The sequence below is a fragment of the Dyella sp. ASV21 genome (assembly GCF_016428975.1).
Classification (GTDB): Bacteria; Pseudomonadota; Gammaproteobacteria; order Xanthomonadales; family Rhodanobacteraceae; genus Dyella.
Genome location: NZ_JAELTT010000028.1, coordinates 26,427 through 46,877 on the forward strand (window position 1 = coordinate 26,427; position 20,451 = coordinate 46,877).

19 protein-coding genes are annotated in these 20,451 nt (G+C 64.7%); 12 read left to right on the forward strand and 7 right to left on the reverse strand.

Translation table 11 applies throughout. The features are described 5' to 3' along the window. Positions 1 to 68: 68 nt before the first annotated feature. From JHD67_RS11400 to JHD67_RS11420, 5 genes are read right to left on the reverse strand one after another with little or no spacing between them, the layout of a single operon-like run. On the reverse strand, positions 69 to 1,277 hold the full coding sequence (locus tag JHD67_RS11400; RefSeq protein WP_233171819.1) for an ABC transporter permease: 1,209 nt from the start codon (positions 1,275 to 1,277) through the stop codon (positions 69 to 71). Beyond that, complete coding sequence (locus tag JHD67_RS11405; RefSeq protein ID WP_199099303.1) at positions 1,274 to 2,008, reverse strand: ATP-binding cassette domain-containing protein; 735 nt, start codon at positions 2,006 to 2,008, stop codon at positions 1,274 to 1,276. Before JHD67_RS11405 ends, JHD67_RS11400 begins: the two co-directional genes overlap by 4 nt. Further along, positions 2,005 to 3,588 carry an alpha/beta hydrolase gene (locus JHD67_RS11410; protein ID WP_199099304.1) on the reverse strand — a complete coding sequence of 528 codons (1,584 nt, stop codon included), beginning with the start codon at positions 3,586 to 3,588 and terminating at the stop codon, positions 2,005 to 2,007. Before JHD67_RS11410 ends, JHD67_RS11405 begins: the two co-directional genes overlap by 4 nt. Positions 3,589 to 3,642: 54 nt before the next feature. After that, positions 3,643 to 3,837 (reverse strand): helix-turn-helix transcriptional regulator, encoded by a 195-nt coding sequence (locus tag JHD67_RS11415; RefSeq protein ID WP_199099305.1) that lies wholly within the window; start codon positions 3,835 to 3,837, stop codon positions 3,643 to 3,645. Continuing rightward, complete coding sequence (locus tag JHD67_RS11420) at positions 3,834 to 4,430, reverse strand: hypothetical protein (RefSeq protein WP_199099306.1); 597 nt, start codon at positions 4,428 to 4,430, stop codon at positions 3,834 to 3,836. Before JHD67_RS11420 ends, JHD67_RS11415 begins: the two co-directional genes overlap by 4 nt. 499 nt (positions 4,431 to 4,929) lie before the next feature. Between JHD67_RS11420 and JHD67_RS11425 the strand changes: the two genes are divergently transcribed. The 5 genes from JHD67_RS11425 to JHD67_RS11445 all read left to right on the forward strand — a co-directional run bounded on the left by JHD67_RS11425 (position 4,930) and on the right by JHD67_RS11445 (position 11,162). Beyond that, positions 4,930 to 5,469, forward strand: a complete 540-nt coding sequence (locus JHD67_RS11425; protein WP_199099307.1) for a fimbrial protein — start codon at positions 4,930 to 4,932, stop codon at positions 5,467 to 5,469. Between the two features lie 84 nt (positions 5,470 to 5,553). Then, on the forward strand, positions 5,554 to 6,297 hold the full coding sequence (locus tag JHD67_RS11430; RefSeq protein ID WP_199099308.1) for a molecular chaperone: 744 nt from the start codon (positions 5,554 to 5,556) through the stop codon (positions 6,295 to 6,297). Positions 6,298 to 6,299: 2 nt separating this feature from the next. After that, on the forward strand, positions 6,300 to 9,062 hold the full coding sequence (locus JHD67_RS11435; RefSeq protein ID WP_233171823.1) for a fimbria/pilus outer membrane usher protein: 2,763 nt from the start codon (positions 6,300 to 6,302) through the stop codon (positions 9,060 to 9,062). Continuing rightward, complete coding sequence (locus JHD67_RS11440; RefSeq protein WP_199099310.1) at positions 9,059 to 10,003, forward strand: fimbrial protein; 945 nt, start codon at positions 9,059 to 9,061, stop codon at positions 10,001 to 10,003. The genes JHD67_RS11435 and JHD67_RS11440 overlap by 4 nt, the downstream gene beginning before the upstream one ends. A 148-nt stretch (positions 10,004 to 10,151) precedes the next feature. Then, complete coding sequence (locus JHD67_RS11445) at positions 10,152 to 11,162, forward strand: fimbrial protein (RefSeq protein ID WP_199099311.1); 1,011 nt, start codon at positions 10,152 to 10,154, stop codon at positions 11,160 to 11,162. Between the two features lie 48 nt (positions 11,163 to 11,210). Here JHD67_RS11445 and JHD67_RS11450 read toward each other — a convergent pair whose 3' ends face one another. Both JHD67_RS11450 and JHD67_RS11455 read right to left on the reverse strand, forming a co-directional pair. Then, positions 11,211 to 11,582 carry a type 1 fimbrial protein gene (locus JHD67_RS11450; protein WP_199099312.1) on the reverse strand — a complete coding sequence of 124 codons (372 nt, stop codon included), beginning with the start codon at positions 11,580 to 11,582 and terminating at the stop codon, positions 11,211 to 11,213. A gap of 254 nt (positions 11,583 to 11,836) precedes the next feature. Then, positions 11,837 to 12,580, reverse strand: a complete 744-nt coding sequence (locus JHD67_RS11455) for an FAD-binding oxidoreductase (RefSeq protein ID WP_199099313.1) — start codon at positions 12,578 to 12,580, stop codon at positions 11,837 to 11,839. 93 nt (positions 12,581 to 12,673) lie between these two features. Here JHD67_RS11455 and JHD67_RS11460 point away from each other — a divergent pair, with 93 nt between their 5' ends. From JHD67_RS11460 to dbpA, 7 genes are all read left to right on the forward strand, one after another. Beyond that, positions 12,674 to 13,633 carry an ABC transporter ATP-binding protein gene (locus JHD67_RS11460; protein WP_199099314.1) on the forward strand — a complete coding sequence of 320 codons (960 nt, stop codon included), beginning with the start codon at positions 12,674 to 12,676 and terminating at the stop codon, positions 13,631 to 13,633. Beyond that, positions 13,630 to 14,403: an ABC transporter permease gene (locus JHD67_RS11465; RefSeq protein WP_199099315.1), complete on the forward strand. Its 774-nt coding sequence runs from the start codon at positions 13,630 to 13,632 to the stop codon at positions 14,401 to 14,403. Before JHD67_RS11460 ends, JHD67_RS11465 begins: the two co-directional genes overlap by 4 nt. Positions 14,404 to 14,482: 79 nt before the next feature. Further along, positions 14,483 to 15,202, forward strand: a complete 720-nt coding sequence (rluF, locus tag JHD67_RS11470) for a 23S rRNA pseudouridine(2604) synthase RluF (RefSeq protein ID WP_199099316.1) — start codon at positions 14,483 to 14,485, stop codon at positions 15,200 to 15,202. A gap of 482 nt (positions 15,203 to 15,684) precedes the next feature. Then, a complete protein-coding gene (locus JHD67_RS11475) occupies positions 15,685 to 17,124 on the forward strand; it encodes a sugar porter family MFS transporter (RefSeq protein WP_233171820.1) in 1,440 nt (479 codons plus the stop codon). 107 nt (positions 17,125 to 17,231) lie between these two features. Continuing rightward, a complete protein-coding gene (locus JHD67_RS11480) occupies positions 17,232 to 17,552 on the forward strand; it encodes a metalloregulator ArsR/SmtB family transcription factor (RefSeq protein WP_199099317.1) in 321 nt (106 codons plus the stop codon). Between the two features lie 47 nt (positions 17,553 to 17,599). After that, positions 17,600 to 18,982: a DUF2867 domain-containing protein gene (locus JHD67_RS11485; protein ID WP_199099318.1), complete on the forward strand. Its 1,383-nt coding sequence runs from the start codon at positions 17,600 to 17,602 to the stop codon at positions 18,980 to 18,982. 44 nt (positions 18,983 to 19,026) lie between these two features. Continuing rightward, on the forward strand, positions 19,027 to 20,418 hold the full coding sequence (gene dbpA / locus JHD67_RS11490; RefSeq protein ID WP_199099319.1) for an ATP-dependent RNA helicase DbpA: 1,392 nt from the start codon (positions 19,027 to 19,029) through the stop codon (positions 20,416 to 20,418). Positions 20,419 to 20,451 lie beyond the last annotated feature (33 nt).

The following is a 20,451-nucleotide window of genomic DNA, read 5'->3' on the forward strand; positions in this document are numbered from 1 at the left end:
CTCGATGAGCGGAAAAGCCCATGGTACCGCGCCGCGCGCCCCCGGCCGCAGCGAGGGCGCGCGATCGCTCAGCCGGAAATCGCCAGGCGTTCGGACTGGTAAAGCCGCGCGGTAAGCAACACGCCCAGCAACGCGGCGAACAGGCTACCGACCAGGCACAGGCCCAGCTGGCCGTTGTCGATGCCGTCGCCGCGCAGTAACTGCATGATGCCCAGGTGCTGGCCCAACAGCGGGATGGTGTACATCCAGTTCTGCGCCTTGATCGGCATGGTGGAGAGCAGGATGCTGGGAATCACCGGCACGAACATCAGCAGCGATACATAGGTCTGCGCCTCGCGGTAGCTTTTGGCAAACGCCGCCACCATCGACTGCAGCGTTGCCAGCAGCACGATCAGCGGCAGCATCAGCAACAATACGTGGCTGCCAAAGCGCCAGCCCAGGTCCAGCTCCATGCCCAGCTTTTCGGTAGGGATAAAACGCCCCACCACGGCAAAGGCCAGCAAGGTCACCAGCAGGCTGGCCGAGGAGAAGGTGCAGATCGCCGCCAGCTTGCCGGCCAGTATCTTCCAGCGCGGCACCGGGTTGGCGAACAAGGGCTCCAACGACTGCCGCTCGCGCTCGCCAGCGGTGAGGTCGATCGCCAGGTACATGCCGCCCATGAATACGGTGAGCACGAAGAAGTACGGCAGGATCGAGAACATCAACGCCGCGCGCGCCTGGGCCGTGGCTTGGTCGCGCTGCGCCACCGCCACCGGCCACGCCGTGCTCGGCGACAGGCCGCGCGCCACCAATCGCATCGCGCCTTGTTGGCGTGCGTAGGTTTCCACCAACTGCGTGACGCGCTCCACGGAGCCCTTGGCATCGCGCTGCGACGAGTCGTAGATCAACTCCACCTGCACTGCTTCGCCCTTGCGCCAGGCCGAGGCGTAATCAGGCGAGATGCGCAGGACCACATCCGCATCCTGCTTGCGTACCGCCAACTCGGGGTTGGCGATGGGCGGCACCGGCACGATGCCGCCCGCCTTGAGCGTGGCCACGAAGTTCGGCGCGTACTGGCCACCGATCACCGGCACCGGCAAGGGGCGTTCGGCCTTGTCGAACTCGCGATTGAGCGTGATGTTGAGCATCATCACCAGGATCAGCGGCCCCAGCAGCGGGCCGGTGAGGAAGGCGCTGACCAAGGTACGGCGATCGCGCAGGTTCTCCCGCACCTCTTTGAGGAACACGGTGAGAAATGCGCGGGTGCGGCCGGGCATGACGTTGGCTGGCGTACTCATGCGGCCAGGCCCTCCTCGCTGCCGATGATCTTCACGAAGGCATCCTCCAGATTGGATTCGCCTGTCTGCTCGCGCAGCGCTTCAGGCGACTCGTCGGCAACGACGCGGCCGTGTGCGATGACCACGATGCGATCGCATAGCGCCGCCACCTCTTGCATGATGTGGCTGGAGAACAACACGCAGCGTCCCTCGGCCTTCAGGTGCAGCATGAACTGGCGCAGCGCACGCGTGGCCATCACGTCCAGCCCATTGGTGGGTTCATCGAGGATCACGTTGCGCGGATCGTGGATCAACGCGCGCGCGATGGCGGTCTTAACGCGCTGGCCCTGCGAAAAGCCCTCGGTGCGCCGGTCGCCGATATCGGCCATGTCCAGCGCACCGATCAGGGCTTCGCGCCGCGCCGCCAGCAGGTCTTCCGGCAAGCCATGCAGGCGACCGAAATAGTCGATGTTCTCGCGCGCGGTGAGGCGCTTGTACAGGCCACGCGCATCGGGGAGCACGCCCAATTCGCGACGAACCGCCTGGGCATCGCGGGCGGCGTCGATGCCATCCACCAGCACCTGGCCGCGGTCGGGCGTCATCAAGGTGTAGAGCATGCGCAGGGTAGTGGTCTTGCCGGCGCCATTGGGGCCAAGCAGGCCGGTGATCTCACCGTCGCGCGCCGCGAAGCTGACGCCGTCCACGGCCTTCACCGCACCGAACGCCTTGTGCAGGTCCTTCACTTCGATCATGGCGCGGCTCCGTTGAAGTCGGTGAACATGGGTGTGGGCTGCAGGCGATCCAGGCACTTTGCATCCAGGCCCTTTGCATCGAGTTTTTCGATGAAATTGCGCACCAGCTCCGGTGCGCAGCCGGCGTTGATCACGTTGTGGCCCTGGCCGGTGAGCACGAGATGGCGCGCATGTGGCATGTGGCTTGCCACTTGTTCGCCGTAGCGCGGCGGCGTCACCGGATCGTATTGGCCGGAGAACAGCAGCACCGGCAGATCCGTCGCCAGTGGCTGATGGAAGTCGGCCGGGCGCGAGCCCTTGGGCCATACCGAGCAGGTGGCCTGCAGGGTATCGACCATGCGCGTGCCGAGGATGGTGTGGGCATCTTCCGGACGCGGCGCGAGCAGGTCGGCATCTTCGCTGCAGATCACCGACAACTGCATGCCTCCATTCATGGTGTCGGACAGGTCGCCGCTGAGCAGCTTGGCCTGCCCCAGCAAGGGGCCCACGTCGCCGTGGGCGGCGGCATCGATGGAGAGCGGCAACAACGCGGCGGTGAGCGGCGAGTAAGCGAACATGCGCACCACGCTGGCCAGCGCGTACTCGTTTAATTCGCGCTGCACGCTCTGGTAGGTCTGCGGATCGCGAAAGCTCACCTTGTGCGGATTGGCGCGTAGCGCATCGCGCAGCTGGTAGAGCGTCTGGTACGGGTCGTTGAAACGCTTGTGGCAATCGGCTTCGGCGCTGCAACGGGCGAACTGCGCCTTCAGCGCATCGTCCAGGTTGCGCGCGAAATCCTCGCCCAGCGCCAGCTCGTTCGGCACCACGCCATCGAGGACCATGCTGCGCACGGCTTGTGGATAGCGCAGCGTGTATTGCTGCGCCATACGCGTGCCGTAGGAGACGCCCACCAGGTCGAAGCTGGGCGAACCCAGCGCCTTGCGCACGTCTTCCAGATCCTGCGCGGCGATGGTGGTGGTGTAGTAGCGCGGGTCGGCCTTGCCATCGAGCTGGCGCAGACAGCGCTGGGCTTCTTCGCGCTGCTTCTGCGCGCTGGCGACGAGCTCGTCATCCGCGCCACCTTCGGTGCCTTCGCCGTCCTCTTTGCAGGTGAGCGGGTTGGAACCGCCGGTGCCGCGCTGATCGAGCAGCAGCACATGGCGATGGGCCAATAGCGACTGCAGCGCGGACGACACGCCCGGCCAGGATTCGGTCGCCGCCTGACCGGGGCCGCCAGCCAGCAAAACCAACATATCTTTGCTGGCCACCTGCGCGCTGCTGCGGATCACCGCCAGTTTCAGGCCGATCTTGCGGCTGTGCGGATCGTCGCGGTTTTCCGGCACGTCGAACGGCGCGCACCAGGCCGCCGTGGAGAGACCGCTATTGGGCTGACCCAACTCGCAGGGCTTGAGCGTGAGGCGACCGAGCTGCCAGGTCTGGGGCTTGGTCGGCTCGGCGGGGTGTTGGGCCGCCATGGCGATGGCGGCGTCATCGGCCTCCGCGCTGGCGGCGTGGCGATGCTGGTAGTGGTTCCAGCCCAGCGCGGCCAAGCCCACGGCGACGATGCCGAGGCGCAGAAAGGTTCGCCCTTGGATTGCCATATCTGCCTTACCCCTTCACGTCGTTGGGTTGCATGCATGCGGACACGGGCCAGCCTACGGCCCGGGCTCGAAGATCGCTTCGATGGAAAGACCGAACAAGCGCGCAATCTTGAATGCCAGCGGCAGGCTCGGGTCGTACTTGCCGGTTTCGATGGCATTGATCGTCTGGCGCGACACGTCCAGGCGGTCGGCCAGATCCGCCTGCGACCAGCCGTGGTCGTTGCGCAGCTCGCGGATGCAGTTGTTCATTCGGCCCGCGCGCGCCAGATCAGCCAGCAATGCAACACGCCATAGGTAAAGGTCAGCGCGGGGTAGACCATCAGCAAGGCAAGGGTGGCGTCCACCGCCAGCAGCTTGGCCGCCGAGAGAAAGCCCAGCGCCATGCTGAGCACGCCCACGATGGCCACGCTCATGGCGATGGCCTCCAGGTGCTGGCGTCGTTCCAGTTCGTCCGCACCGAGCACATAACGAATGGTGGCCACGATGACCCAGGCGATGGGCAGTGCCGGCGCCAGCGCGGTAAGCAGCTTGAGCGGGCCCGGCTCCATGGTCTTTTGCAGGGGCCAGACATAAAGCATCAGCAGCATGTAAAGCAGCATGGCCGGCATGAACTCGCGGGCGTAGCGGCGCTCGATCGGCCGGCTGCGCTCCCGCCGCAAGGCCCGCCCGGCATGGATAGACAGCGGCGTGCCAGCGGCAAACAGGGCCAGCCCCAGCACTCGCCATAACGATCCGCCCGTCACCATCAACCAGAAACCGGCCGCCACTGTGGCCGACGCGCCGGCCATGGCCAGCCAACGCGCCCAGGCGGGCCAGGTATGCATGGGCGTCAGGCGACGCATAAACACCCCTTGATCCGACGCATTCACTGGCACTCCCTCCCCGTTCGGCGCGCGGCAAGCCTCTTCCCCTGCCGCTCATGTCAAGTTTGCTTGACATAGCCTACGTGCCCATCGGGCGCCGTGTCAAGGACGCTTTACACAGGGGATCGTATCGGCTGATCGCCCGGAATCTTGAGGTCCATGGCAATAAGAACATTCCGAAAATGTGACACAATTTGCACATTGAGCCGGTTTCGGGCCCCGATGTGACCCGATTCGACTCGCGCAAATCGTCACTCCGCCTGACGCAACTCCCCCGTAACGTCCCGACACTTGGCTAGAAATCGAGCCTTGCGTGGGTTGGCACGTGGATTGCTTTAAGCGGGGCAAGCGATCTGGAAACCGGCCCAGAGGGGGTACGAGCCAGGAGCCAAACAGCGCAATCGGGGGGCGTTGGCCCGCGTGTCCGGAAGCGCAACAAAGATCCGCAACACCTGACAAATCGTTAAAGGACATCGGTATGAATAAGCTGCTTCTCTCTACCGCCCTGGTCGCCAGCGTCGCCGCTGCCGCCCTGGCACCGCGCACCGCTTCGGCAGTGGACGGCACCATCAACATCACCGGCACCATCAACACCTCGACCTGCCAGATCAACGGCGCCAACAGCCCGGCCACCATCGCCGTGGCCCTGCCGACCGTATCCACCACCTCGCTGAACGCCGCCAACGCGGTCGCCGGCCGCACCCCGTTCACGCTGGCTCTGTCCGGCTGCGGTGCCCTGACCAAGGCCACCACCTTCTTCGAGCCGGGCCCGACCGTGATGGCCGATGGCAACCTGAAGAACAACACCGGCACCGCCACCAACGTGGAAGTGCAGCTGCTGAACAGCAACTTCTCGACCATCGCGCTGAACGCTGCCTCCGGTTCGCAGAACGTGACCCAGGCCACCCTGGCCAGCGGCGCCGGCAACATCACGTACTACGCGCAGTACTTCGCCACCGCCGCCGCCGGCGCCGGTACGGTGAACACCAGCGTGCAGTTCACGATGCTGTACCAGTAATCGAGCAACACCCCGCGCCGGGGTCTACGGACCCCGGCGCAATCCATCGCCATCCTCGGCGGCCCTGAATCCCACGAGGTATCCATGAATAAGTTCGTCTGCGCAATGGGCGCGGGCCTGCTGGCCCTATGCCTTGGCGCTCCCCAAGCTCAAGCCAACGTGCTGATCGGCGGCACCCGTGTGGTGTTTCACGCCGACGAAGGGGAAGTGACCGTCCGCTTGACCAACAGCAACGACCACCCCGTGCTGGTTGAGTCGTGGATCGACCGTGGCGATGTGCATTCCACCCCCGATTCCGTGCAGGTGCCGTTCCTGATCACGCCTCCGCTGTTCCGCATGGAGGCGCAGAAGGAGCAGAGCCTGCGCATTGTGTTCACCAAGGAGCCGCTGCCGGCCGACCGCGAGTCGCTGTTCTGGCTCAACGTGCTGGAAGTGCCGCCCAAGCCCACGGGCGCACAGGCCGAAGGGCAGAACCTGTTGCAGCTGGCGCTGCGTTCGCGCCTGAAGCTGTTCTATCGCCCCGCTCACCTCCCTGGCGATCCGTTGAAAGCGCCGGAAGCCCTGACCTGGAAGGTCGCCACCGACGCCAAGGGTGCTGCTCTCAAGGTGCACAACCCCACGCCGTACCACGTCACGCTCACCGAAGTGCAGGTGGACAGCGAGGGCAAGCACATTGCCGCCGAGATCGGCATGGTCGACCCGATGGGCGACCTGACCTTGCCGCTGCACGAAGGCGCGCCCAAGCCGGTCGCCGGCAGTGTGGTGACCTTTAGCGCCATCAATGACTACGGCGCGAGCGACCAGTTCACGGCGACGGTGACCCCGTGACGATGCCACGCGCCAATCACAGCCTCGTGAGCGGTAACGGCCAGCCCGTTATCCGTCGCGCGCTGCTGTGCATGGCCATTGGCGGCGTCTTGCTGTCCTGGCACGCCGCCTCGCACGCGGCGGCCGCCAACCCCACCGCAGGCGGGGCCGATGCCTCCGCCGCGGCGGATGCCAACTTCGATCGCAGCTTGCTTTCAGGCTCGGGCAACAACACGTCGGATATCTCGCGCTTCGAGCGCGGCAACGTGATCATGCCGGGCGTCTACCGTACCGACATCTACCTCAACGATGCGTGGGTCGGCCGCGCCGACGTGCGCTTTGCCTCGCCGTCGCCCGATGCCCCCACTTCGGCCTGCATCACCAAGTCGCTGTACCAGCAGATCGGCCTGCCGCTGCAAAAGCTCACCCCGGAACAGCAAGCCAAGCTGGAGGACAGCACCAGCTGCCACAGCCTCGGCGACCTGATCCAGGACGCCACGGTTAACTTCGACCAGCCCAACCTGCGACTGGACCTGACCGTGCCGCAAGCCTGGATGGGCTACCACGCGCGCGGTTACGTCAGCCCGGAGAACTGGGACCAGGGCGTCAACGCCGGCCTGCTCAACTACAACGTCAACAGCTATCGCAACCGCAGCAACGGCGTGACCCAGACCTCGTCGTTCCTGGGCCTCAATGCCGGCGTCAATATCGGCGGCTGGCAGCTTCGCCATGATTCCACCCTGGTGGTGCAATCGGGTTCGGCCGGCATGCCGACGCAGTCGCACTGGCAGAACCTCGATACGTACGTACGCCATGACGTGCCGAGCATGCGCGCGCAGCTGACCGTGGGCGACTCCTATACCGCTGGCGACCTGTTCGACAGCGTGAGCGTGCGCGGCGCGCAGCTCACCACCGACGACCGCATGCTGCCCGATTCGCAGCGCGGTTACGCGCCGACCGTGCGCGGCGTGGCGGAAACCAACGCCAAGGTCACCGTGCGCCAGAACGGCGTGGTGCTGTACGAAACCACCGTGTCGCCCGGTCCGTTCGTTATCTCGGACCTGTATGCCACCGGTTACGGTGGCGACCTGGTGGTGAGCGTGAACGAGGCCGACGGCCGCCTGCGCACCTTCTCCGTGCCCTATGCATCGGTGCCGCAGTTGCTGCGCCCGGGCGTGAACCGCTTCTCGCTAGTGGCCGGCGAGCTGCACGACGCCAACTACCACGCCCACCCGGCCTTGATCGAAGCCACCCTGCAACATGGCTTCAGCAACCTGCTCACCGGTTACACCGGCCTGGTCGCAACCAACAGCTACGCCGCCGTGCAGGTGGGTACCGCGCTCAACACGCGCTTCGGCGCGCTGGCGCTGGACCTCACCGACGCGCGCACGGAAATTCCTGGCCAATCCACGCAGAACGGCCAGAGCGTGCGCCTGAGCTACAGCAAGATCCTGCCGGATACCAACACGCAGCTGTCGGTGGCCACGTATCGCTACTCCACCAGCGGCTATCTGGGCCTGCGCGATGCGCTGACGCTGCAGGACATCGCGCGCGGCTACCGCTACGTGGACCCGACCACGCTGACCACCATCGACGGCGTGTCGACCACCAACCTGCTCACGCCGGCGCAGATCGCCGCACTGCAGGGTACGAACAACGGCAACTTCACCACCTATACCAGTCAGCTCGACCGCCAGCGCAGCCGCTTCGACATCAACCTCAACCAGCGTCTGGGCCAGCACGGCGGCTCGCTGTACGTTACCGGCTCGGCCATCGATTACTGGAACCGCAACGGCACCGACGTGCAGTTCCAGGCCGGCTACAACAACAGCTTCCACCGCCTGAGCTACAACATCTCCGTGACGCGTACGCGCGATGCCTACTCGCGCATGAGCAACGAGATCTACGCCAGCATCACGCTACCGCTGGGCGACAGCGTGCATGCGCCCAGCTTCGGCGCCAGCTTTACCCACGACAGCACCGGGCACACGCTGGACCAGGCCTCTATCAACGGCACGCTGGGCGTGGACAACCAGTTCAGCTACGGCGCAACGGCGTCGCACGACAACGGCCAGGGCGAGGGCAGCAGCGCCGGCAACGCCGGCACGGTGTACGCCGGCTATCGCAGCCCGTTCGCGCAATTCAATGGCAGCGTCGGCTCGGGCAACGGCTATTCGCAGTCGTCGCTGGGTGTGTCGGGCACCATCGTGGCGCATCCGGGCGGCATCACCTTCGGCCTGCCGGCGGGTGACACGGTGGCCATTGTCGAGGCCAAGAATGCCGAGGGCGCTCGCGTGATGAACGCCGCGGGCGTGCGCATCGATCGCTTCGGTTATGCGCTGATCCCGTACATGACGCCCTACAACCTCAACGTGGTGGAGCTGGACCCCAAGGGCCTGCCGCTGAACGTGCAGCTCGATGCCACCAGCAGCCAGGTCGCGCCGCACGCCGGTTCGGTGGTGATGGTGAAGTTCAAGACCACCTATGGTCGTACCGCCGTGCTGCGCCTGCACCGTACCGACGGCAAGCCGATGCCCTTTGGCGCCGACATTATCGACGAGCACAACCAGAACATCGGCGTGGTCGGCCAGGGTGGCCAGGCGCTGGTGCGCGGCGTGCAGGACAGCGGCACGCTCAAGGTGCAGTGGCGCTTTGACGAAACCTCGCCGATGAGCTGCGGCTTCTCCTATCAGCTCACGCCGGTACGCAAGGGCGACAAGAGCAACGCACTGGAAACGATCGACGCCACCTGCACACCGGTCGCCGATACAGGGATTTCTTCATGATGCATCGTCGCCAGGCTGGCGCCTTGTTGGTTTTGCTGATGTTGATGCTGTGGCCCATGGCCTCCTTCGCCGCATGCTCGTTCAGCAGCGGCAACAAGGAACTGGTCAACATGTCGCTGCCCTCGTCCATCACCATCAATCCGAGCTGGACGGTGGGCACGGTGATCGCGACCTCGGCGGTAACCACGCCGACGCCGAGCAGCTCCGTGATCAATTGCACCGGCAATACCAGCATCGGCGTCTATAACCTGGTCGGCGGCCAAGGCACCTCGGGTTCCACCGTAATGCCCACGGGCATCGCCGGCGTGGGGTATCAGATCCTGCATCCGGGTTCGAGCTATATCCTGCCGACGTATCCGAACGACTCGATCGCCTCGGGCAACTACACCATGTCGGTGGCTTCGGCGGTGCAACTGGTGGTCACCGGCACCATCACCGCCGGCAGCACACTCAGCGCCAACACACTCGGCTACTGGCGCTACGGTTCACTGCGCGTCGAAGATTTCGTGTTGACCAACAGCGTTACCTTTGCGGCGCCGACCTGCACGGTGACCACGCCCAACATCGCGGTGACGCTACCCACGGTTTCCAATACCGCCTTGCGCACGGTAGGCGCAACGGCAGGCGCGACCGCGTTCACCATTGGCCTGAACTGCCCTGCCGGCTCCGCCGGCCAGAACGTGGCAGTGCAATTTGATACGGCGACCCAGCCAACGGGCACCACGGGCGTAATCAAGCCCAGCGGCTCGGCGACCAATGTCGGCGTGCAGCTGACCGACAACAGCCTCAACCCGATCACCTTCGGCACCCCCAAGACCGCCGGCACCACGGTCCTGGGCGCCAACAATTTCAGCTACTACGCTCGTTATTACGCGCTCACCACCGCGGTGGGCGCGGGCACGCTGTCCGCCACGGCCACCTTTACCGTCACTTACCCTTGACCCCGGCGCCATGGCAACGACCATGGCGCCAAGCCCATCGCTCGCAAGGGACGAGCCGATGCGTTTCCTTCAACCAGACCCCGGTAGAACGCGTTAGGACATCGCGTCACCTTTACGTTGGTCACTGGTTTTTGCGTAGGACGCCATCATGGCTTACATCGCTCGCTTGCCCCGCCCCACCCAGGTTTTGCTGGGATGGATCTTGCTGCTCTGCCTGGGCCTGGTACCACGCCATGCCTTGGCCGCCACGTGCACCGTGAGCCCCTCCGGCGCCACCCTCACCGTGCCCGCCGTGACGGTGACCACGGGCACCGCCACAGGCACCAAACTCGGCACGCCCGGCACACTCAGCGTCACCTTCAGTTGCACGGGCCTGCCCTCAGGACAGACGGCCACCTTGCAGGTGGGCAACCTGGCGCCGCGCGATGCGTCCGACCCACCGCCGGGCGGCGGCATCAGTTTCGCGACCAATGTCCCGGGCATCGCGTTCGTACTTACGGCCTCGCCCATCCAGGCCTCGGACAACAGCTGCCTGCGCTGCGGGCCCGGGCAAACGCCGGGCTGGGAGGCGGCCAACGTCACCTCGGGCCAGAACTCGAGCACGGTCACCTTTACCGGACAACTGATGAAAACCGGTGCGGTAACGCCAGGAACGGTCAGCTCCGTCCAACTCGCGCAGTTCTGGTGGTACATCTACGGCTCGACCAGCAGCGTGGGTCCGATCGGCTCGCTCACGCTCAATTCGACCACCGTCAACGTACAGGCCTGCTCGGTCAACTCAGGCTCGACCAACTTCACCGTGACTCTGCCCACCGTCAGCACGCAGGCGCTGCGCAGCGCTGCGGCGGTGGCCGGGCGCACCGGCTTCGCCATCAACCTTACCTGCCAGGCCGGCGCCAACGTGTACATCACCATGGCCGCCTCCAGTGGCGCGGGTACGGCCACGGGCACGCTGGTGAGCACCGGCACGGCGGGCAAGGTGCAGGTGCAATTGCTCGACAAAAGCTTCAACCCCGTGGTGTTCAACACCGCCACCGCGCTGGGCGCCGCGCCTACCGGCACGCTGTCGATCCCGTACTACGCGCAGTACTACGCTACCGGCGCGGCCACGGCGGGCTCGGTCAATGCCACGGCGACCTTTACCATGAGCTACCAATGAGAGCCGCGTCACAGCAGCCCTCAAGTTCCTCGCGGTAGCGCCGATAAGTTAGTCGTACGCTTGAGTGACCAGCTGCATGTGCGTGTCCCCCGGGACGGCGGCGCGCACGTAGCCCGAGAAATAGCTGATCAGTCGATCCGTACCGAGCGACGATGACTCCAGCGGCTCGACGCTCACCCGAAAAGCCTGTGGCTCCCGTGCCGAAAACGACGTATCGGCCGCGCCGCTGCAGCCGAAATGTTGCTGGCTTGAGGCGACACCTGCGGATATGGCGTCAGCGATGCCGCCGTTGATGCTGCACGTCGGGGTCACTACGGCGCCAGTGAACGTAATCGTCCCGCCGTCCGCATGCGCCAATGGCACGCCAAGCGCCAAGGCGACTACGCAACCCAACCAGGTCCTGCGAATCCAGCCCTTCATAAACGCCCCTTCCCGGACCCCTCAACGGAAAAAAGGGGGTCCCTGTTGGGCCTATCGGCGTGGCTTGCCGGGGCTTGATATGCAAAACCTGGGCAGGTCTCAGCAATGTGAACTGAGTCACATTTTCAACCGCTATGGCGGGAGGCCTACAGGAAAGGGGCGCGGGGCGGCGCCGGGCTGACCGTTATAGCGGCCAGCCACGACGCTTCTTGAGCGGTTTGTTACGTTGGCGTTTAGAAAGGCAGGAACCGGCCTTAGCGCGAGGAGATGTACTTCTCGCGGCGGATATGGGCCACCGGCAGGCCGAACTCCTTGAGGGCGGCAAAGGCCGCATCCACCATGTTGGGGTTGCCGCACAGGTAGGCGATATCCCGCTCGGCGCTGGGCGCCAACTCCGCCAGCACCGTCTGCACATGCCCGCTGCGGTCGCTGGGGCGCGGCACCGCGCGCGGCTGGCGGCTCAGGCAGCCGAAGAACTGGAAACCCGGGTTGGCCTGGGCGAACGCCTCGAACTCCTCGCCATAGAGCAGCTCGGTTTCGTTGCGGGCACCGTACAGCAGCACCACCTCGCGGCCCTGCTTCACCAGTTCGGCGATCTGCGGAAGCATCGCGCGGTACGGGGTGACGCCAGTGCCGGTAGCCAGCAGCAAATAACGGCCATTGCTGTCGCCCGCCTGCAGGCAAAAGCGGCCATACGGCCCACTGGCGTCGATCACGCCGCCGATCGGCAGCTCGCCAAGCAGCTTGGTGGCGGCGCCGCCTTCGACATAACTCACCGCAATTTCAATGCGTTGCACCGGCGAGCTGCCGTCGCCCACGGTGCCGACCGAGTAACTGCGCTTGGTGGCGGTGCCATCGTCGTAGTGAAAGTGGACTTGCAGGAACTGGCCGGGCACAAAGGCCAGCGGCTGGCCGTCGGCGCGCTCGAACGCCATGTGGCGCACGGTGGGCGCCAGCATGGTGCTATCAACGAGACGAAGCGGGAAATGGTCTGCCATGGGTCTTCCAGGGAAACAGTGAGGACGCAGGTCCGCACCGGACGGCCTGGACAAGCCTCGTATAATAAAAGGCTAGCCCCTTCGGTGCAGCCCATGTCCCCTACCCCCACACCCGCGTTGGTCGTCGAAAACCTGCGCAAGACCTATAGCAATGGCGTCGAAGCCCTCAAAGGCATCAGTCTCACGGTCCAGCCTGGCGATTTCTTCGCCCTGCTCGGCCCCAACGGCGCCGGCAAATCCACCCTTATCGGTATCCTTTCCTCGCTGGTGAACGCCAGCAGCGGCGACGCGCAGGTGTTTGGCGTGTCGGTGAACAAGCAGCGCGGCAAGGCCATGCAGCTGATCGGCCTGGTGCCGCAGGAAATCAACTTCAACCAGTTCGAGAAGCCGTTCGACATTTGCGTGAACGAGGCCGGCTTCTACGGCATCCCGCGCAAGCTGGCGATCGAGCGCGCCGAGAAGTACCTCAAGGAACTGCGCCTGTGGGACAAGGCCCACCATCAGGCGCGCATGCTCTCCGGCGGCATGAAGCGTCGCCTGATGATCGCGCGCGCCATGATGAACGAGCCCAAGCTGCTCATCCTCGACGAGCCGACGGCGGGCGTGGATATCGAGATCCGTCGCTCCATGTGGCAGTTCGTCAGCGGCATCAATGCCGCGGGCACCACGGTGATCCTTACCACGCACTACCTGGAGGAAGCCGAGCAGCTCTGCCGCAACATCGCCATCATCGACCGCGGCACCATCGTGGAGAACACCTCCATGAAGAGCCTGCTGGCGACGCTGGACGTGGAAACCTTCGTGCTGGATATCAAGCAGGTGCCCACGGACCTTCCGGCCATTCCGGGCATCACCCTGCGCCGCCTCGATGAGCACACGCTGGAAGCGGAGATGTCCCGCTCGCACGACCTCAACTCCCTGTTCGCCGCCTTGAGCGCCCAGGGCATGACGGTCACCTCGATGCGCAACAAGAGCAACCGACTGGAGGAGCTGTTCGTGCGCCTGGTCGAAAACGGTCGAACCAACAAGGCCGAGATGGAGAAAACCGCATGAACAGCGCCGCCAACCTGGTCGCCCTCAATACCATCGTCCGACGCGAAATCGTGCGCATCATGCGCATCTGGACGCAGACGCTGATTCCGCCCGCCATCACCATGACGCTGTATTTCGTCATCTTCGGCAAGCTGGTCGGCAGCCGCATCGGCACGATGCATGGCTTCACCTATATGCAATACATCGTGCCCGGCCTGGTGATGATGAGCATCATCACCAACAGCTACGGCAACATCTCCAGCTCGTTCTTCGGCGCCAAGTTCAGCCGCGCGGTGGAAGAAATGCTGGTGTCGCCCATGCCCAGCTGGGTGATGCTGCTGGGCTACGTGGTCGGTGCCGTGGCGCGCGGCCTGATCGTGGGCTGCCTGGTGCTGCTGATCGCGCTGTTCTTTACCGACCTGCACGTGGCGCACCCGTTCATCACCTTCCTCTCGGTGCTGCTCGGTGCCACGGTGTTCTCGCTGGCTGGCTTCGTCAATGCGGTATTCGCCAAGAAATTCGACGACATCGCCCTGGTGCCCACCTTTGTGCTCACCCCGCTTACCTATCTGGGCGGCGTGTTCTATTCGGTGGATCTGTTGAGCGAACCGTGGCGCAGCATCTCGCTGATCAACCCGATCCTCTACATGGTCAATGCGTTCCGCTTCGGCGTGCTGGGCGTGAGCGACGTGAACGTGGGCGTGGCCATCACGGTGATGCTGGCGTTCGTGGTGGGCCTGTCCGCCGTGGCGTTGCACTTGCTCAAGCGCGGCGTGGGCCTGCGCTCTTAACTATGCCTGGCCGTCATTCCGGCGAATCCCTGCCTTGGGATTCGCCGGGATGACGCTGTAGAAAGGTCTGCTCTCAGCTATGCGCGTCAACAAATACATCAGCGAAGCCGGTATCTGCTCCCGTCGCGAGGCGGACGAGTTGCTGCTGGCCGGTCGCGTGACCATTAACGGTGAAGTGGTCACCACCGGCGCCAAGGCGCTGGAGGGCGACGAAGTGCGGGTGGACGGGGAGATCGTCAAGGCGCGCGTGCTCGCCGCCACGCCGTCCGCCAAGCGGGCGGTCTACATCGCGCTTAACAAGCCGGTGGGCATTACCTGCACCACCGATGCCACAGTGAAGGACAACATCGTCGATTTCGTCGATCACCAGGAGCGCGTGTTCCCGATCGGTCGCCTGGACAAGGATTCCGAAGGGCTGATCCTGCTCACCAGCAACGGCGATATCGTCAACGAAATCCTGCGCTCGGAGAACAACCACGAGAAGGAATATCTCGTGGGCGTAAACAAGCCCGTTACCGACGAGTTTCTCGCGGGTATGGCGCGCGGCGTGCGTATCCACGGCCAGATGACCAAGCCGTGCAAGGTGCGCAAGATCGCCAAGTTCGGCTTCGCCATCATTCTCACGCAGGGCCTTAACCGGCAGATCCGCCTGATGGCCGCCGCCTTCGGCTACCGTGTGACCCAACTGCGACGCGTGCGCATCGTCAACGTAAAGCTGGGCTACTTGAAGCCGGGGCAGTGGCGCAATCTCACCGATGCGGAGTTGAAGGGGCTTTTGCCCCATCGCACGCAGTGGTGATGACGGCATGCCGGGCTCGCCCTTGTATTAGCGTGGAAGGCTGAGGGCTTTTCCGCAGCGGCAGGGCTGGGCAGCGAGTGCCTGTGATGCCGCTAGAGACGGGCGTCTCCGCCAGCGTGTCGCTTAGGAGACGCGCCACCTCAAGGACGGGGCTACATCGCCCCGCGTCCAAGCGTTGAGGACTTAATGCGCGGTTGGACCGCTCTGTACATTCGCTCCGGAGCGAGGGCTGGGCTGAGCGGGCGGTCCAGCCTTAGTCTTGTGAACCATCCCGTGATGCATTGCATCATTTCTTTCCCTTTCAAATGGCGCAATGCCCGTGTAATCGAAGCAGGCAGCTTCCGATGGGCGTGCGCGACCGCACCAACGCCCTCGCTGCGTCGAAAACCTCGACATCCCCGCCTCGCTAGTGCATACGTATTCACTTCGAACGATCGGCACTGCCAGCGCAGAATCGCCGGACTATGCAATGGGGAGAGGCAATGAATCTCAATTCCACACCGACGGCGAACAACGCCGTCGATGACCTGGGCCAGCGCGCGACCGCGCGCGTGGTACTGATCGCGGCGGCCGCCGCGCTTGGCGGTTTCCTGTTTGGTTTCGACACCGCAGTGATCAACGGCGCGGTGGATGCCGTACGCGGCAACTTTGGGCTGGGCGCGGGCCAGATCGGCTTTGCCGTGTCCTGTGCCCTGCTCGGCTCGGCCGTCGGCGCGTGGTATGCCGGCCCGCTGGCCGATCGCTTCGGCCGTGTGCGCAGCATGCAGGTGGCGGCGTTGTTCCTCGCGTTGAGCGCGCTGGGCTCGGGCCTGGTTTCAAGCGTGGGCAGCCTGATCTTCTGGCGCCTGGTCGGTGGCGTGGGCGTGGGCATGGCCTCGGTGATCGCACCGACTTATATCGCCGAAATCTCGCCCGCCGCCGCGCGTGGACGACTCGGCTCGCTGCAGCAGTTGGCGATCGTGCTGGGCATCTTCGCCGCATTGTTGAGCGACGCATGGCTGGCCGGCACCGCCGGGGGGGCAGCGCAGCCGCTGTGGCTGGGCTTGGCCGCCTGGCGCTGGATGTTCCTGGTCGCCGTGGTGCCGGCCCTTATCTACGGTTCGCTGGTGCTCGGCGTGCCCGAATCGCCGCGCCATCTGGTGGCCAAGGGCCGCCTGTCGGAAGCCAAGGACGTGCTGCGCCGTGTGCTGGACATGCACAACGATGCGGCACTCGACGCCAAGGTCAAGGACATCCAACACAGCCTGCATTCGGAATACCGCCCCACCCTCAAGGACCTGCGCGGCCCGCGCCTGGGCCTGCTGCCGGTGGTGTGGGTGGGCATTCTGCTATCGGTGTTCCAGCAGTTCGTGGGCATCAATGTCATCTTCTACTACTCCTCCACGCTGTGGCATTCGGTGGGCTTCAGTGAAGCCGACTCGTTCTCCATCACCGTGGCCACCTCGGTGGTGAACGTGCTGGTGACCCTGGTCGCCATCGCGCTGGTGGACCGCATCGGCCGCAAGCCGCTGCTGGTGATCGGCTCGGCCGGCATGACCGTCACCCTGGGCTTGATGGCCTGGTGTTTCTCGCAGGCCACCGGCAGTGGCGCCGCGCTGAGCCTGCCGGCGCCGTGGAACATGGTGGCGCTGATTTCCGCCAACGCCTATGTGGTGTTCTTCGGCCTCAGCTGGGGCCCAATGGTGTGGGTGTTGCTGGGCGAGATGTTCCCCAACCGCATCCGCGCCATCGCGCTGGCCGTGGCCGCCGCCGCCCAATGGCTGGCCAACTTCGTCATCACCAGCAGCTTCCCGGCACTGGCTGAGATGGGCCTGAGCTTCGCCTATGGCTTGTATGCGCTGTTCGCCCTGATCTCGCTGATCTTTGTGATGAAGTCGGTACGCGAAACCAAGGGCATCGAGCTGGAAGACATGCAAGGCTGATCACTCATCTGGGCCGGGCCATCCGGCCCACGGGAAAAAGGGCGCGTTTGACACGCGCCCTTTTTCGGTATAAGTATTTAACTAATACTTTAAATGCTTAAATATTAATGGCCATCGACCAAGTCTTTGAAGCGCTCGCCTCTCGCCCTCGAAGGGAAATCCTTGCCTACTTGTCATCGCAGGAGCTGACAGCTGGAGAGATTGCGAGTCGGTTCGCCATGACCGCGCCGGCCATTTCCCGGCATCTCTCGCTGCTGGAGGCAGCAGGCCTGGTCAGCGGCGAACGTCGGGGGCAGTACGTGTTCTATCGGCTCAACTCGGACAGCCTGGTAAACACCCTGACGGGCTTTGCATTCGAGATATGTCCCACTGCCGGCCCGCTGAAGCGCGAGGGACGCAAATTGTCGACACGCAAGGGAAAAGCCTAAACGCCCTCGGCGTCCGCACGCCGATGAATTTTCAAGGGAGCCATCGCATGCCGTCCACTGCTCGTGCTGTGCCCAGCTTCCCCAGTGCCCGGCTGCCCTCCCGCACGGGCGGCCTGCCCATCGACGTCACCCTGATCGCACAGATGGGCCACGGCGCCGGAGACCGCCTTGTGATGGATGCCGCGGCGCGGCAGCAGGCACACGCCAACTTCATTGACGCCATGGAGGAGCCCTCGGCGAAGCTGGCGGGCGCGCACTTCGATCAAGACGACCCCACCTCGCTCTACAGCTTCGTCGTGGGCGCCAAGGGGCATCCGTTCCATCGTCATGCCGGCCACCGCGTGTTCACAGCCATCTCTGGCAGCGCGGGGGTGCAGCTACGCTTCTCCGATGCCACGCTAGCGGAGATCAATGATGATCCGGGCAGCTTCCTGCGTACGCTGCGCTACGTCGATATACCGCCCGATTGTTTGTTCAGTGTACGGTTTGGCGGTGAAACGTGGCATCAGTTCGTCTCGCCCATGCAACGAGCCAGGCACCCGGCGCTGTTTGCGCTCTCCTGTCATACCAACGAACTGGGCGGCAATCTACCCGCATCAGTACGCGAGCAAGTCCGCACGAACGCGGCCAACATTCCCTCGCTGACGGAACTACTTCCGCCAGCTGCGCAGGCATTGCTAGACGATGATCGCCAACGTCTGGACGTTCCAACCATTGCTCTATCGCTCGACGCGCCAGCCGGCTCGGTGCTGAGCGCCTTCTGCCATACTTTCCGGGGCCTGGCAGGCACCGCGCGTCGCGCCAGCGTGCGATGGCGCAAAGCGGGCGGCTTTGCCACCGAACGTGGCGGCAAACACACGGTTATCCAACTCGCCGCCCCTGCTTCCGACTCCCTGCTGCATACACAACTGCCCGATGGCTACCATCATGAGGATGCCTTCGTGCTGGTGCTGGATGATGTACCCACCCAAGACGCCAGCCAGATGCTCGGCACCCTGCTGGAAGCGTTTGTCGCCCATCCGCCTGCCGGCGTGTCGACACTGATGGCGCTGCGCAATGTCCTGATGAAACCGTTCGGCCTGCGTATGTCGACCCTGGGTTGTCCGGTGTCATCACTGCAGGGATCACTCGCTGGGCCTACGTTCCTGGATCGTTTCCCAGTCATCGACCAAAGTATCGATGCGGCGAATACCTTTGCCCAGGTGATCCTTGGTGCCGACGACAAGCACCTGCGTTTTCGCTCCTGCGTGAGCGTGCGCATTCTCGCCCGCAGGCGGCTGGCGCTAAGCCTGGAGACGCGCGTGGCATGCACCAATCTGCTCGGCCACGTCTATATGGCGGCTATTGCACACGTTCACCGGGGCTATGTCAGTCCGGCAATGCTGCGCATGGCGGCAACGCACGCTTTCCTCGCCTACGGCGCGACCTGAACGACTTTTCGCGCAGGAAACTCCGGTAGATGCGATCATGGCGCATGACCGATTTCCGTACCCTCCCCCTGAAGCCCGCGCTGCTCGCCAGCGTCGAAGTCCTTGGCTATACCGAGATGACGCCGGTGCAGGCGCAAAGCCTGCCGCCGATGCTCGAAGGGCGCGACGTGATTGCGCAGGCCCGCACCGGTAGCGGCAAGACCGCCGCGTTTGGCCTGAGCGTGCTGCACAGCCTGGATGTGGACACCATCCGCCTGCAGGCCTTGGTGCTGTGCCCCACGCGCGAACTCGCCGACCAGGTGAGCAAGGCCATCCGCAAGCTCGCCGCCAATATTCCCAACGTAAAGCTGCTTACGCTCTGCGGCGGCATGCCGCTGGGCCCGCAGCTTGCCTCGCTCACGCATGATCCGCACATCGTGGTCGGCACGCCGGGCCGCGTGCAGGAGCACTTGAAGCGCGGCAGCCTGCATGGCGGCGGTATCAAGGTGCTGGTGTTGGACGAGGCCGATCGCATGCTCGACATGGGCTTTTCCGAGGCGATCGACGACATCGTCGGGCGCATCGCCAAGCACCACCAGACCCTGCTGTTCTCGGCCACCTATGCGGAGGAAATCCGCCAAGTGAGCAAGCGCCTGCAGCGCGATCCGGTGGAGGTGACGGTGGAGACGCCGCACGATGAGGTCACCATCGAGCAGCGCTTCCACGAGGTGGAACCGGCGCACAAGCTCGACGCCCTGGCCCAGTTGCTGGGCAAGGATCACCTCTCCGCCGACCGCGCCCAGCACGCGCTGGTGTTCTGCAATATGCGCAAGGACGTGGATGCGGTAGCCGCGGAGCTGGATAAGCGAGGCTTCTCCGCCCTGCCCCTGCACGGCGACATGGAACAGCGCGACCGCGACGAGGTGCTGGTGCAGTTCGCCAATCGCAGCTGCGCCATCCTGGTCGCCACCGACGTGGCCGCGCGCGGCCTGGATATCGCCGGCCTGCCGTTGGTGGTGAGCTACGACATCGCCCACGATCCGGACACGCACACGCACCGCGTTGGCCGCACCGGCCGCGCAGGCGAGGATGGCCTGGCAATCACCCTGGTAACGCCACGCGAGCGTCCCAAGGCGCTCAACATCGAGGATCAGCTTGGCCGTCCATTGGCCTGGTACCCGTTCAAGCTCGCCCCCCCGCGCGGCAAGCAGCTCAACCTTGCGCCGATGAAAACGCTGGTGATCGACGCCGGCCGCCAGGACAAGCTGCGCCCGGGCGACATCCTCGGCGCGCTCACCGGCGATGCGGGGCTGGATGGCAAATCCATCGGCAAGATCGATGTATTCGCCACCCGCGCCTATGTGGCGGTGGAGCGCGCGCTGGCTAACAAGGCACTGGAGCGGCTGCGTGCCGGGCGCATCAAGGGTCGCAATTTCCGCGTGCGCACGCTGGGCTGACACGCCGCGGCGCGGCCCGGCGATGGACTGATC